The organism is Caballeronia sp. LZ032 (assembly GCF_031451315.1).
Classification (GTDB): Bacteria; Pseudomonadota; Gammaproteobacteria; order Burkholderiales; family Burkholderiaceae; genus Caballeronia.
The window spans coordinates 384,897-399,731 of record NZ_JARUXP010000003.1 but is presented as its reverse complement, the minus strand read 5'-3'; the positions used below and the strand labels follow the sequence as shown (position 1 = coordinate 399,731).

The window sequence follows — 14,835 nt, the reverse complement described above, 5'->3', positions numbered from 1 at the left end:
CCCGCGAAAGACCCAAAAAAGCGGACGTGCATGCTCGTGCCCGCCCGCTCGGGAGGACGTCAGTTCGCTGCTGCCTGCACCTTGACGAAGGCAGGGAACTTGACCTTGGCGTTCGCTACCGACTTCGGCCAGATCGCGACCTGCTTGCCGTTCTGCCATTGCAGGTTGATGCCGGTGATATACCCTTCGCCGTACTTCAGCGCGTGCGTGAACTGATCGTTCTTGCCATAGAACTGCCAGCGTCCGATTGTGCCCACATAGTCGGTCTTCTCAAGTGCACCGACCATCTTGTCCGGGTCCGTCGAACCTTGATTGCGGTGAATGGCATCAGCGATGATGTACACGAGGTCATAGCTCGTGAAGCCGTCATAAGCCGGCGACACGCCGCCGAAATGCTTCTGGTACGAGTCCACGAAGGGAACGGTCTTCGGCGTCATGGCGACGCCCGGCGCCGCCGCTGATGCGGTAATCACGCCTTCCGTCGCGCCATTGGTGTCCTTCCAGAAGCTCGTCGTCGTAGCTTGCGAGCTTTGTCCGGTCATCGGGATCGGCACCTGCTGGTCATGCCATTGCACGGTAGGCTGCACGCCCACGTGACTGATGCCCGTGGTGATCGTGTCGGGATGCTTCGCTTCGATCTGGTTGAAGATCGGCGTGAAGTCCGAGGTGTCCGGATTGAAGCGGATATGGTCCAGCACCTTGAGCCCGGCTTTCGGCAGGCATTCGAGGAAGCGTTCGTCGAGCGGTTTGGTCCAGGCCGCGTCTTCGCTCATCACCACCGTCGTCTTCATCTTGAACTCGCCCACCAGCACATCGTGCGAGAAATCGCAGATGGACTGCGCGATGAATGCCGACGTCATCCAGCCGTGGAAGGTGTACTTGTAATTGTTGTAATCATCGTGGACGCGTTTCGAGATCTCGTTGCTCGCGGCGCCCGGCGTGATGAAGGGCATCTTCAGGCGCGCGGACCACGGCTCCATCGCGAGCGCCACTTCGCTGATATAGCTGCCGATGATCGCCACCACCTTGTCCTGACTGGCCGCGCGCTGAAAGGCACGCACGCCGTCCGAGGCCGACGAGTGGTCATCGTAGGCAATGATCTGGATCTGCCTGCCGTCCACGCCGCCATGGGCGTTGATCTCTTCCGCCGCGAGCTGCGCGGCCTTGCTGATGGAAGCGCCCGCGACCGCGGACTCCTCGCTGATGACGCCGATCCTGATCGGCTCCCCCGCTGCATGCGCGCCCGGCGACATGCCCAGGCCCGCTCCAATCAATGCGCTCATGGCAGCTGCGGCACGGGATTCCCGCCACGTCTTGATCGTGGACATCATCAGCCTCCTGTCGACCGGAATCGCGGACGATGCCGGTTGCCGCGCGAAGCGCGTTGTTTTCGATTTGTGGAGCGACGCAAGCCAGACACATGCAGCAATCAAGGATTTGCCGATGAACAGTAACACCGGGGAGTGCGGCGGATGAATCAGTGATAACGAGGAAGAGGGAAGCGCGCACAAATGAGGCGCCACGCGGGCGATCTGGTTTTGCGATGCAGCAAATCCGGATTCATGGCGGGGTCGCGACCTGTCACCAGGGCCATATAAGCGCGTTCTCCCGGCTCGGCCCATGTTCCAGAACGTAATCCAGGTCGTCCAGCAAGTTCCGGAAGTCAACGGGCCGCTTGCGGATCTTTTCAAGCCCGAGCACGACAAAGCTGTAACTATCGGGATTGTCCTTCATCGCGGGCGAAATCGAATCTCTCACGTGACGCAGGACATCTTCCACTTCAGACTTGTCGCCATAGGCCTCTTGCACCCTCGCCACGTCCAGGCGGCCGCCGGCGTCCTTGAACTTGTACGTGACCGCAAAGGGCGCGAAGCTCTCGGCGGCGTACGGAAGCATCCACCTCACCATTCCATCGTATTTCGGCAGCGTCGCCACCTGATCGAGCGGCAGGTCGACCATGTTCCCAGCGGCATCGCTGGTTCTCAGAAAGCCCGCTGCGTTGCTGACCAATCGCTCAAGATGATAACCGCGACTGCCGGTCTGAACATACATGTCAATGTGGGTATCGTTCACCATATGGAAGCTCTCATGAATCATGGTTCGCGCAAAAGCTTGTGGATACGCTTGATGATGATGGTCCTGCAACAGCTGCACTCCGTCGGAATAGACATTCATCATATAAGGCTGACGCTCTCCGAAATCGATTGCGGAACTTGTAGTTCTTTTGCCGTACCACGAGATACGGACAACTTGCGGCGCTGTGTAGCCTTCGCCAGCCGGGACCGACATGACCGATGCGCTAACCTCTTCATCTTTGATCCTGTAAAAAACATCCTTCGAGCTTCGCAAGCGCCTGAGCGCAGCAAGGGAGTTCTGCATTCTCGATTCCAGTTCAGTCTTCAATGCGGGCGAATGCTGTCCCATGAACATGTCCAGGAGTCTGTCCACCGAAGCGCGCTCGGCCGGGTCCCGGAGGACTTTCAGGCCAACGGTCAGCGATTCCCGTGCCGACTTTCGTCCGGCGCGCACGTTGCCTCTGAGCACGCGCGCACGCACCTGGCTCAAGCCTCGCTCCGTCAGCAGGATAGCCTTGCTTTCGGAGGCGTCACGCGCCGCGCCAAGCATCGGCGCCTGCCGCCATCCATCGGCGGTGTAGGAGACGAGAGGCCCGGGCCGGGTCCAGTCGTCTGGATAAACGAGGCGAAACTGTTTCAGCTTTTGATCGAAGACAAATCCATATTTCTTCCCACCGGATTTCACAACATACTTCCACGGAGCAACCTGATCGATTTGCTCCCTGACGATGGAAAGGCCCACGTCCGCATCTGGAGCAAGCTGGCCGCGCGACGGACCCGCCGCGAGGTCCGCCCCCAACCGGTTGCCACGCAGATCCGCTCGCAGATACTCGCCTGCTGGAACCTGCCTCGACGACAGCTGGAAAGCGTCGCTCAATGGAGTGAAAGCGAGGCTGTTTGCCGCCGCGGGAACAAGCGCACCCGGATTGCGAACGAAAGAGAGATTTCCTGGTCCTGCGACGTTGCTCCACTTCACGGGTTTGACGCGGAAGGACGAAGAAAATGTTGGAAGCGGAACGGGGCTGAAGGCTTCAATCAACATCCGGGTTAGCAGGAGAAACGAGGTCCGGAAAAATTCAGGAAGCGTCGGGGATACCTTGAGGGCGACATAGTTGTAAAGCCCCCGGCCTCTCAAACCGTATCGCAAGCCTTGCAGGACCACCTTTTCGAAGCCGACTTTCGCTCCTGCGCTGACCATCCCTGCCCCCCAGGGAATAACCGCAATGGCGACTGCCATGACGTCTGACAATACTTGTTCAACCCTGACGCTGTGCTCCGGATCAAGCGCCAAGCCATGCCCGGTGTCCCAAAAAGGCACAAGACTGGCATAAAGCTGCCACAGTTCCGGTGCGTAAAACGACGCTTTCAAACCCTGTTTCAACGTAACGAGATGTTTACGGGTAAGCCGAACCAACTCCGGCACCAGCCCCGTTTCTGCACGCAACGGCACAGCGCTCCCAGCTTCCAGCTGGTTCTCGGGTATGTCGATGCCGATGTCCCATACTGCCCAGCTTGCTGAACATCCGTACCCGTCGCCGATATACGGAAGTTCGTACCAGTATGGAAGCATCGCCATCTCTTCGTAGGTTTGAAGCTCGCAGGTGTCACGCGGATCACCCAGCCCGTCGCCATGGTAACGCGTCAGCATCCACTTGCCGCTCTTCAGCTTGATCAGGAGGTCGCTTGTGCCTTCGACGGCGTTATCAACGAAATAGGATTGCCTGATCGAATAAAAGTCGTCGATCTGCAATGGCACTTTCAGCAGCGTGAAATTCGCGATCCATGCGGCCTCGTAGTCGAGCGAACCGCTTTTCTCATATTCGACGAACTGCTGATAATAGGCGGCATCTCCGTTTGTCAATGTATTCGGCTTGATCTGCGACAGCGAGAAGAATTCTTCCGGACGCTTGGGAACGTACAGCGGATTGAACTTTCTCGATGCCGCTTCGAACTCATCGAGAATCGCTCCCACCAGCATGACATCGATGGAAGCGGGCTCGTCCCCCGTCTTCACAAGATGGTAGAGCGTCGCGGCTATGGCGCGTGTGCCTTCCGCGCGCTCTTCGTCTTCGACATCCTTCATGCAGGTATTGATCAGTTTGTCGGCCAGTTCTTGCGCGGCGACGATGTCGCGATAGTCCCCGCGCCAGGTAAAAGTGCGCTGCCCGGAAGGCACCGACGACAGCTTTCCTATCAAGGCCGCATATTCGTCCATGCTGGAGAACTGCTGCTGGAGATAGAGACGGGCAGCGTCGATGACGTGCAACTGTTCGCTCTCGCTGTTTTGCGAGAACTCAAGGATCATCTCGTACGTGAGTTCCGCTATCAGATCGCTGTACATGAGCCCATACCGCCAGTGACGGCCTGTCGGCGGCTGGGATTTCAGTGCTTCGAGCGCTACCCTTTCTCTTTCGAAGCCAAGCGCAACGCCTTCGACGAAGCGGTTCTCGGAATAAAGATCGGTCAGTGCATCCTGGTCGAGCACAAGCTTTTCGATCTCGTCGTGAAGCGCGTTGACACGCGCTTGTTCCTTCTGCCAATAAATGCGCGTGACTTTCTTCTTGTTCCAGTTGTTGACCGCGGTCGCTCTCATTATGCTGCCTATGGCCATCTCGATCCCGATGGCGGCCATCGTCTCTTCCCACTCAGCCGACCCGAATTGCGCATCCACCGTCTTTTTCTGCGCGGCCAGATCCGCCTTCGCGACGCGCAATCTCTCTGCTTGCTCACTGACTTGTTCAGGCGTCAGGCCGCGCACGGCGCAGGACTCGGTGAAATCGGGATCGGAAAGCGCATCCTGATCTGCCTGGAAGAGCGGCCAGTAGCGTTTGATGGTCTCGGCATCCCACGTCTGTTTGAGTTTGCTCATGTCGGGGGCGGGCACGGTCGTTCTCAAGCTGCCTGAGGAGTCCGAGATCGACTTGAGGTAGGCAACCTGGTATTTCAAACCGAGTGCCCGACGGAATTCGCCGCTCGCGGGCTTCAGGTAACTGCCATGGAACGCATGATCCGCCGCGTTATCGAGCAGTTCGATTGTCTGCGACCAGGTATGCGGTCCAATGCCGCCGACGGCGACTTCCAGCGATGCACTGAATCCATGGAACGTGCCGACTTCGAGAAGATCCTGCAGGCCGAGGGAAGCTACACTGCCGCCATAGAGCTGCCATTGGCCGTCCGAGATGATCACGACACAGGACGCGCGCCCCGATGAATCGCCGAAGATGATCCCCATCTGCGGCGACAGCAGCATGAACAGCCAATAGCGACCATTCACGCTGATACAAAGCTGTCCCGACTCTGCATACACGACGCCTTCACGACCCATGCCAACGCCATCGTGATGAAGCGCATGCGCCGTATCGAACGTGTCGATGATCCGCGTCAGTTCGCCACTGACCGAAGGGAGCGCGCCAAAGCCTGAAGCGATATCTTCCTTGTCCCGAACGAGCTCAAGTTTGCCGCTGGCTCCCGTGCTGAAGAGCCCCCAGCCCCGACCCGCGACATAACCTGCAATATTGGAATCCGCGACCCGCATCACCGTCTCGGGAGCCCCATCCGCGAATGCCCTCGGATTGAGATCGACTCTCCAGCACCGATGCAGTCTGCCTCCGACACGCAGATACCGCCCCCAGTCCAGCATGGCATAGAGACCCGGAGATACCGGCGCCAATTGCGAGAGATCGGGCGTTTGCGGCGCGGCGGATGCGGCCGCCAACAGTAGCCCGAGCGCCCTTGACGCCCCGACGCGCTCTTCTGCCCAGTACCCGTCAACCCCATTGTTCAATATCGAATGCCAGGCTCCGCTTGTGTCCTGACCGGCAAGCAACGGAGCCGACGTCGCGGTCGCCAGGTCAACGTCGAGCCGCCATACGAGGGTCAGAATTTCCTCCGGGAAATAGTTGACCCGCTCGGTTCCGACTTCACTGCATCGATACAGGCTGTCGTCGATCCGCAGGTACTTTGCTTCTGAGCCTGCTTTGCGATACATGCCCGGGGGTTCGTCGGCCACCCATGCCGACGTCCACGGCTCTCCAGCGAGCGTGGCCTTCGCTCGCGCAACGAGGTCCGGAGAGAACGCAAGCTTGGCCGGCAGATGCTCCGGCTTGACGACCCTCGCAAACCTCCACAAGCTGCCCGGCTCCTCGCGCTTGAGATACAGGAACGGTCCCGCCGTCTGCTTCTCCTGCGTCACTCGAAGCAGGTTCTCGTGCAGCACCACGGCCGGCCAGAAACTGCCGTTTGCATAGAGATAGGTGCCGTCCCAGTCTGTATAGACCTGGCCCTCCCAACCGGCGGCTTGCTCGGCATATTTGAAGGATTCTTCAGCGTCCCATCGCCTGAGCGTGGCGCCAACATCTTTACCGAGACGGCTTGTGCCTGGTGGAACGACAGCGGCTTGCGCGAATGTGGCGCCAAGCGCGAGAAACCATGCGCCGCCGTCGAGCCTCCTGATGTCGAGGAATGTCTCCGGTTTGTTCACGGGATGGATCGTCGCTTCGTGATAGGCGCCTTGCTTGCCGTCATAAGTGTAGGGCCAGTAACGACCCGACACGAACAGATAGGCCCTCACTCCCGCAGCGTCCCAATACACACCGTCCATATGCATGGCGCCGAAGTCTCCTCTGCGTGGCATATAGCTGTCTTTAGCATCGAAGCGCAGCGATACTTCCGCACTCAAATCGGGATCGATCTTCGCATTCCTCGGCAGCGGCCATGGCGGGATCGAGGATTTGCCGCGCGCGGGGGGCGCGCTTCGCCGTCCGCGTCCGGCGAGTTCGACGGCCTGCATGGCGAATGGCGCATCCACGACGATCTCAAAGTCGCGCTCCGTCAGCAGACGTCCCGCATCCAGGTCGTCCGGGGCCACCAACGCCTCCGGGCGACGGCTCTGCCACGCGCTGAACGAGGCCCAGCCAATCATGCCGAGCGACGCACTGCCGAGCACCGCGAGCGCCGTCAGTTCGCCACGCGTCGGACGCCAACCCGCGTGTTCGTCGCGTACAGCATCGGGGACGGCATCCGGAATGGGTTCGGGGTCGAGCATGGGCTGTTCGATGTCCACCGCGGTCTGCTTCCCGACCCGCTCAACCCTCTCTGACGCCGGCGCGCCTTCCATCACCAGCGCTTCGCTTTCGGCCTGTCCGCTGGCGCTGCCGTCATTGGCCCGGCGTGACGGCTCAGGCACCGCGCCCCTGCGAAACGCCCTCCAGACATAGACGGAGGTCAGGAGCAGCAGGAATGCGCCCGAGAGGCCGACCGCCCAGCCCAACCTGCCGCCCGACTGCGCCCTCTCACCGGACGCGATGACGAAATCGCGCAGCCTGATCTGCCCGTCTTCAGTCCAGTATTCGAGGTTGTTGGATATGAATGCGTCGGGAGAATCGTGATGATCTGCGTTGATGTCCAGAACGGCGTCGGCCGCTTCGGTCGGCAGCGGGGCCGCTGTCGGGTTCGCTGTCAGCGTGGTCGAGAACCAGCGGGACAACAGCCCTCCGCCTGGCAGCTTGGCGAGGCGCGGCCTCACCCACCATCGGCCCATGACCCGCACCAGTGGAGGACCTGCCGCGCGATCATTGACACGCTCTCCGGACACGACCGCATAGGCACGCTCGTCGCTGTCCCAGTGCACGAGAAAAAGCCGGCCATCGTCGACGACATAACGGTGTGCCCCGCTCATCACAAAGCCGTCCTGATCCTCCTCTCCCGCGATTGCACACCGCTGTGCCAGTTGCGGAGGAATGACCGACAAACGCATGGCATCGTCATTGCCCGCGGAAGGTTCCACGAACACTTCGCCTGACAACGATGCGAGGGTCTGTTGGAGCGCATTCGCCAGCAAGGCTTCCGTGCCTTCTTCAAGCTTCTGCCTGAGCCGCCGTATCGACGGCGTGTCATCGTCGGCAAGGGCGCCGCACACGGCGGCGGCCCAATCGAACCAGTTGCGGGCCTTCGATGGTTCGACATGAATCCGTGCGCGCACGGCGCAGAGGTCGGGAACCAGCGGCAGCAGTTGCGCAAGCGAAGTCATGCCGCGCCAGCCCAGCAAACGAAGATGTTCGACGTCGCGCTGCAGACTCCGGAGGGATGCATCCCGGCCCGGCGGCTCCGAAGTCGCCAGCCGATGCAGCGACCAGGTCAGGCGTACCAGCAAGAACGCATCGAAGAGCGATCGCTGGGCGGAGTCCTTGCAATAGTCCTGCAACAGGGCCGTCCAGTCCCACTGTTCCGAATACAGCGAGAAATGCCGGACCGCCATGGCGGCATGACCCAGACCTTCGGCCGTCGCTCCGGGAAGGAGACGGAGCATCGCAAAACGGCCGCTTGACACATCCTCGTTGATATCGCTTGCGACGATCCTGATGAAGTCATCCGCGGTCGCCATCCAGTCCTCTTGCGGCCGGACCCGGTGTACCCATGAACTTACCTGCTTGATGAACGGGCCGCCCGGAACGTAACACAAGGCAACCGAAGACAGCGCGGAGCCGATGGTTCGCCAGTGCTCCCGCATTGCCGCCATCAAGCCGCCTGACCAGCGCGCTTGCGACCCTCCCTTCATGATTCGGTGCAGGATGTCGAGCCACTTCTGGAAATCTTCATCCGCGATGATCTCGCCCAACAACCCGGCCCGCAAACATTCCGGGGCGTTCAGCAGCGCCCGGACATCCGGTCCGGAAAGCTCCGAGACAAGCCAGCTGGCGCGTTCGACCACTGAGGCTTCAGCCGGAAACGCGTTCACGCGCAGCAGCAACGCCCGGCTCAGGCTCACCACCGGCGTGAGGCGAGCGGGCAGAAGCTTCAACGCCGAATCGGTGAGCCGGTCGCTTTGAAGCGCCGTGAAAATCCAGTTCAGTTGTTCGCTCAACGGCCCCGCACGCGGGAAAGCCGGGCAGTGCGCGTCCTCGCTGGCCCGCAGCACGTCGCCAAGCTGGCGCCCGAGCGCCGACAGCGGTTCCATGAAGGGCGGCAGCCACGGCGGCGCATCGCCCTCCCGGAACGCTCGCCCCAGGTAGTCGGACAAGGTCGCGTCCCCGGGAAGCTCGGTCAGCGTCTGGATTTGTCGAGTCAACCATCCGACGGCGCGGACAATGCCGTCCACTTGCGCCATCGCGCCGTCGGGCAATGAAGATTCCAAGGCGGGCAAAAGCCGTTCGATCCGGTGCACGACGGATGCAACGCGCCCTGTCACCTCGCGTAGACCGGACGCTTGTGTGGGAGACGCAAGCTCCGCCACGACGTCCATCACTTCAGTCAGGCGCTTGAAGACTTCCTGCACCGAAACAGGACAGCCGGCCAGACCGCTGCACGCGAACTCCTCCATGAGGCAGCGCAGGGCTTGCAGTTTGCCTTGCCAGGGGAGGTCATTGCGGTAGATGGCCGAGAACGCCCGAAAAAACTCGCTCGCGGCTGCGCCTGTCCGCAACACGCCAGTCAATGCGTCGATGGCCGGATGGAACCGCTCTGCCAGGAACGCCCGCAAGACGCGGTCATCCACGCGGGCGATATAGTCGGCCAGACATATCAAACGCAACTCGAAGTTCGTCGAGTCAGACAAGATCGCGCAAACCTTGTCATAGCCCACGCGGAAGGCATCGAGTTGCTGCTTGATCGTGGTGAGCGCGTCGACGTCATCGGACGCGTTACTCTCCAGCCAGCCGCCGACCGCCGCGAAAATCTCCTGCCAGCTCCTGCTTTGACTGACCTGCTCGAAGGCGAGATACGCGCGCTCCGTCTCCGTCCGGCAGAACGTCAGCGCGTCGCTGCCCTCACGGCGCGCGTTGAGCCGACGTGCAAGGACGGGAGGCAACTGCCCGGCCAGTTCATCGCAGACCGCATCGAGTCCGAGGCGCGAGCCGCCCGCCTCGTGCAAGACCTGCTCGGGCGTCGACTGCAACAGACGGCGCAATTCACGGACGGCCTTTCCATACTGAACCACACGTCTTAACGTGCCGAGCCTGCGCTGAACAGCGGAAGGCAACCGGTGCGCATGGAGGTCGAGCACGTCGATGCAGTCTTCGGCCCTTTGCATCCAGGGGCGTCGTGGATCATCGAGCGCTTGCAGGGCGGCCAGCACCCGCCGGGAGGCTTGCCAGAGATGCACAGCATCTTCCAGGCTCTGCATCATGCCTTTCATGCGCGGCCCGATGGAAGGCGGCAGCCATTCGTCGAATGACGCCGAGAGCCGCGCGGCTTGAAGCAGCTGCTGATCCCACGGCGCGTTGCTCTTCCTGATTTCCGCCAGTTGCTCCAGCGTGCGATTGGCGACGAACGCCTGCCGGAATACCCCTCCCGCAAGTTTTATCACCGTGGGGACGAGCAAGCGTTCCAGCATGCCCGCCAGCGCAGCTTCAGGCTTCTCGCTGGCGCCCGCCGCCGCGGGCTCGCATGCGTCCTCTTCCCCGTGTTCGATGATCCACGCATTCGAGGATCGGGATTGCCCTGACGGCCTGCGATTGCGCAGTACGTTTGCTTCTGAAGCGAGCATCGGTAGCCTCCGCTGGATCCATGAACGCGACGCTCATCGCCGAACGTCCTTCTGCCGTCAGACCGCCTCGTCGAACGGCGGCTGCTGCGATTTGACTTCCGTCTCTTGCACGCTTGCGACCGTCTTCTGCTTGTCAGTCAGAACGACGGGCACCGTCACCGAGAGATTCAGCGAAAGGCGCGGCTTGTTGCCGAGCGACTGCCAGAAGTTGCCGAGACTGTTCAACTCGGCTTTGGGCGGAATCATGCGCGCATAGGCGCCGGGCATGCCGCCGATCTCCTGATTGTTGATGAGCGCGTTGACGACCTGATTCATCACCTTGAGTGACGGGTTGTCGGGCGCGCTGCCGGGACTGCCCGGGCTGATCTTCTCGGTCTGACCGATATCCCAGTAAGTGATGATGTAGTTGCAGCACACATTGACCCATCCCGGCGCGACGGTGGACTGCTTCGTCTCCGCATTGTAGGAAGTCATGCGTCCCGGAGACGTACGCATCTGAAGGTCTTCGGAGATCTGATAGAGGAATACGCTCAGCGTGGGCTCCGACGGCGGATTGTCGGCATTCGGAAGATCGAAGATGATCGACACGCCTGAATCCAGGTCGATGGGCACATACTCGACCAGCGCATCATAGATAGCCTGATTGAGGTTGAGGATGGTTGTATCGGACGCGATGATGTCTGCCATGTGCATGCTCCTTATATCTTCAAGCGCCCTGATTTGGCGAGTTCACGCAGGCTGGCCTGCTCGATGTGATGTTTCCTGACTACCGGCGAGTCCTCGGACATCGAGAGCCATCCCGCCAGCAGGGCAATGTTGCGGATGCTTGCGCCGGTGACGTCGATGCGTCTGGCCAGATCCGCGAAATCGATGCTCTCATCCACTTTCATCTGCGCCGGCCAGATGGCGCGCCACATCACTTCCCGCAGCGCCGGGTCCGGATAGACGAAACGTGTCACAAAGGTGAAGCGCCGGATAAAGGCTTCATCCAGATGGCCGCGATTGTTGGTCGCGAGAATCACGAGACCGGGGAAGGCTTCGAGGCGTTGCAGCAGATACGACACCTCGATGTTGGCGTGGCGGTCGTGTGCGTCCTTGACCTGACTGCGCTTGCCGAACAGTGCATCGGCTTCGTCGAAGAACAGCACGCCTGCGTCGGCCTCGGCCATATCGAAGATGCGCGAGAGATTCTTTTCCGTTTCGCCGATGTACTTGTTCACCACGCTCGACAGATCCACCTTGATGAGATCCGTGCAAAGCTGTCCGGCGAGGATTTCCGCGGCCATCGTCTTGCCGGTTCCGGAGGGACCATGGAACAGCGCGCTGATGCCGGTGCCGTAGTGAATCTTTTCGAGGAAGCCTCGCTCGAGCAAGGCTTCACGATGCCGTACCGCCGCGACGATCTCGCCAAGCTGAAGACGCATGTCGGCTGTGACGACGAGATCAGCGGGAGTACGCTGCGGTTCGACGCGCGTCGCCAGGTTGCCGAAGTTCTGCCGCGCGCGATGGCGGAGTGCTTCGGTCCAGTCGCTCTGGCTGGTTTCCGCATCCGGCGCGCGCCGGCTTCGATAGAACGATGCTTCCCAGCCGATCTGCGCGAGTTCGTCCGGCTGGAAGGCAAAGCGGCGGCTGAGAGCCAGTGCGTCGATCGCTGCGTCGCCCACTTGCACGACGAACGCCGCGGCCCGTTCCTGTGCCGTGCGCGGCGGCATGTCGAAGGTGACGTGTGGGACGCCCGCGAGACGCAGCACGCTTGCGCGACGGTCCTCCAGACATAGAATCGGCACCACCGCGCCGCGCGCGCAGGCCGCGAGCTGCGCCAGCAGCGTGTCGCGCACCGCTGCCGCCGCGCCTTCAAGACCGCGAATGACCGCTGCACGATCATGCAGGCGCGCGTTGCGCAGGGCCTGAGCGAAGCGGAAAGACGCGGGCTCCTCTTCCGTCGGCAGGCGCTGCACATCGATGATGAGCGCGCCGCACCGGTATGCAGCGAGTGCACTGACTACCTCGCTCTCGGCGGCATCGCGCAGCGTCACCACGGCCGGCGACGAACTGTCGAAAATCGCGTTGCGCAGGACGTCGATCAGCGCGGTGATGCGTGCATCGCCGGCTTGCGCGGAGAGCGCTTGTTCCCATCGACAGAACAATTGCAGGTCCGTCGGTTGCAAACGATTGCCTTGCAGGAAGTGAAACACCTCCAGCGACGTGCAGAGCGGCGTGCGGCCCCAGCCATCGCGCGCGGCATCGCCGGGATGAACGGGTACCAGGAGTTGATGTTCATGCAGCGGCGCTTGCGGCAGAAAGCTTTTGTGCGCGGCATGGCGTTCGGCCCACGATGAACAGAACAGGTTCAGCGCGAGTTCGACGGTGGGATAGTGACGCCCCTTTCCCTGCAGCAGCGCCAGCATGGTCTGATAACGCGTGTCCAGATGCGGCAGCACGCCGAGCAGGATGATCTCGCGTTCGAACCGGTCGAGACCGAAGCGCGCCACCAGCTGGTCGAGCGGCGCGTCAGCTTCGGACGGCACGCTCGCGCCGGAGGAGCGTTCGCTTGCCAGATCTTCCGCTTCCATCCAGCACGGAATGCCGCGCGGGGCGTCGAGTCGCGCCTCGATATCCTGACGCGAAAGACACACGTCGCCCGACCACATCCGCTCCATGCGCACGTGATATTCACGCTGCAACAACAAGTCGATGCGCTCGACCTCGTGCATCAGGCTATTCCAGGCATCGGCGGAACGCTGCCGTTCCACAGGGTCGACTATGAGCGGTGAAGTCATCAGAACATCCTCGTGTCGAGGTTCGGTATCGGCCAGTTCACTTCAATCGGCTTCAGGAGCCACGGCAGGACGACGGTGGACAAGGGCCACGGCAGATCCCGCAACAGGATGTCGAAGGGTTGCGGTTCTATCGTCAGCACGGGCACGGGGCCTTGCGTGGACAGTTGACCTGGACGCTGCAGGAACAGCGCGCGAATGTCTTCCGGCTGAAGGGATTTCCAATTTGGCAGTTTCATCGGCAGCTGGGACAGCCAGTTTTCGAGCAGTGTCCTGGTCTGTTCTTCCGGGGGCTCGGGTGGGTCGTTGTCTTCTTCATCGGTGAGACTTGCCAGGCCGCACAGACGGCGAGCAAAGCCATGCGTGCGCAGCGCGAGTCCGGCGTCTTGCCAGATGAGCCAGTCGAGCCATGCGGCTGCCTGCTCCTGCGCTTCAGTGCTTGCGAATCGTTCGCCGTCCCAGAGGTGCAGACTGCGAAGAAGATCGGGCAGCAAAGGCCACAGGACGATCAGGCCTGCGCCGGCTACGGACTGCACTTTTGTTGTCGCGCTTTCGTTTTCGGGTCGCTGTGCGATGCGGCGTTCGGGATAGGCGCGCGCCAGGCGCTCCAGCCGTCGCGTTTCCGCTTGCGTGAGACTTTTTCGCAGGCTGGCGCGGACGGTTTCATGGCGCCATAGCTTGGCCTGCCAGCTGCGTATTTCCGCGTGTGAGGACTTTTCCATGAATGCGAGTGTTTCGCTTAAGCGCGCGCCCTTCAGTTCATGAATGTCCGGTAACTCGGGAATCTGGCTTGAATGAGCGAAGGACGGATTGTTTCCAAGCCAGATCAGAGCCTTGAGGAAGATGGCTAGCTCTGTCGCCTCCGTTTCGCCCCGCAGCACTTCCAATGCATGAGCCGCTTCAGGCATCGTCCTGGCGCGTTCCAGCAGGAACTGCCGCGATTCGCGATGCAGGCACGCTGGAGCCAGCCAGGTGAGGATGCGCTCGGACGGCTCGTCCTGGCCCAACGACGCAAGGTGTTGTTCGAGCAAAGCCAAAGTGACCGAGTGGGATTGCAACGTGCGTTTTTGCCCAAGGACATCGGGCCGTGGCGAATCGATCGCGCTTGGCTCGGCTTCGGTTAGCGAAGGCTGCTCTCCTTCGCAAGCGAAGACGTCATCCGGGGCAATGGTCATTTCGTCAAATTCCACGGACTCGGCCGCAGGAGATTGTTCCGCAATAACATGTTCCGCAAGCGCTCGCTGCAATTCCGCAAGAATCCGCTTCGGCATGACCGTGTCAATCTCGTCGCGCCGCATGGTTCCGATATCCAGATGCAACTCGGCGATCTGGATATCGGCCTCGCGATGAAAGTACTCATTCACGAGGTTGGAAATATCCTCTTTTAACGAGCCGCGAAACAGCCTCGCGCAATGGTCCGTCACCGTGGCGTGGATATCGTGGCGTGTGTCCACGATTAGCGAGACGCTCTGGATGATGGTACGCATGATGTCCCCGTTTA

Annotated in this window: 6 protein-coding genes; 1 reads left to right on the top strand and 5 read right to left on the bottom strand. The window is 61.1% G+C overall.

Translation table 11 applies throughout. From position 1 onward, the window contains the following. Nucleotides 1-59 precede the first annotated feature (59 nt). A complete protein-coding gene (locus QCE69_RS23385; RefSeq protein WP_309933266.1) occupies nucleotides 60-1,283 on the bottom strand; it encodes an ABC transporter substrate-binding protein in 1,224 nt (407 codons plus the stop codon). 37 nt (nucleotides 1,284-1,320) lie between these two features. Here QCE69_RS23385 and QCE69_RS23380 point away from each other — a divergent pair, with 37 nt between their 5' ends. Further along, nucleotides 1,321-1,476, top strand: a complete 156-nt coding sequence (locus QCE69_RS23380) for a hypothetical protein (RefSeq protein WP_309933265.1) — start codon at nucleotides 1,321-1,323, stop codon at nucleotides 1,474-1,476. A 105-nt stretch (nucleotides 1,477-1,581) separates the two neighbouring features. Here QCE69_RS23380 and QCE69_RS23375 read toward each other — a convergent pair whose 3' ends face one another. The 4 genes from QCE69_RS23375 to QCE69_RS23360 are packed head-to-tail and all read right to left on the bottom strand — an operon-like array spanning nucleotide 1,582 to nucleotide 14,821. Further along, on the bottom strand, nucleotides 1,582-10,557 hold the full coding sequence (locus QCE69_RS23375; RefSeq protein WP_309933264.1) for a hypothetical protein: 8,976 nt from the start codon (nucleotides 10,555-10,557) through the stop codon (nucleotides 1,582-1,584). Between the two features lie 57 nt (nucleotides 10,558-10,614). Beyond that, nucleotides 10,615-11,244, bottom strand: coding sequence for a DUF4255 domain-containing protein (locus QCE69_RS23370; RefSeq protein ID WP_309923469.1), 630 nt, complete (start codon nucleotides 11,242-11,244; stop codon nucleotides 10,615-10,617). An 11-nt stretch (nucleotides 11,245-11,255) separates the two neighbouring features. Beyond that, nucleotides 11,256-13,337 carry an ATP-binding protein gene (locus QCE69_RS23365; RefSeq protein ID WP_309933262.1) on the bottom strand — a complete coding sequence of 694 codons (2,082 nt, stop codon included), beginning with the start codon at nucleotides 13,335-13,337 and terminating at the stop codon, nucleotides 11,256-11,258. Next, the gene (locus QCE69_RS23360; protein ID WP_309933259.1) at nucleotides 13,337-14,821 is read right to left on the bottom strand and encodes a contractile injection system tape measure protein; all 1,485 of its coding nucleotides are present in this window, start codon (nucleotides 14,819-14,821) and stop codon (nucleotides 13,337-13,339) included. Before QCE69_RS23360 ends, QCE69_RS23365 begins: the two co-directional genes overlap by 1 nt. Nucleotides 14,822-14,835 lie beyond the last annotated feature (14 nt).

What these genes read in the sequence shown, in the direction of transcription:
- QCE69_RS23365 (WP_309933262.1), bottom strand. Translation starts at nt 13,337, where the DNA reads ATGACTTCACCGCTCATAGTCGACCCTGTGGAACGGCAGCGTTCCGCC.
- QCE69_RS23375 (WP_309933264.1), bottom strand. Translation starts at nt 10,557, where the DNA reads ATGCTCGCTTCAGAAGCAAACGTACTGCGCAATCGCAGGCCGTCAGGG.
- QCE69_RS23360 (WP_309933259.1), bottom strand. Translation starts at nt 14,821, where the DNA reads ATGCGTACCATCATCCAGAGCGTCTCGCTAATCGTGGACACACGCCAC.
- QCE69_RS23370 (WP_309923469.1), bottom strand. Translation starts at nt 11,244, where the DNA reads ATGGCAGACATCATCGCGTCCGATACAACCATCCTCAACCTCAATCAG.
- QCE69_RS23385 (WP_309933266.1), bottom strand. Translation starts at nt 1,283, where the DNA reads ATGAGCGCATTGATTGGAGCGGGCCTGGGCATGTCGCCGGGCGCGCAT.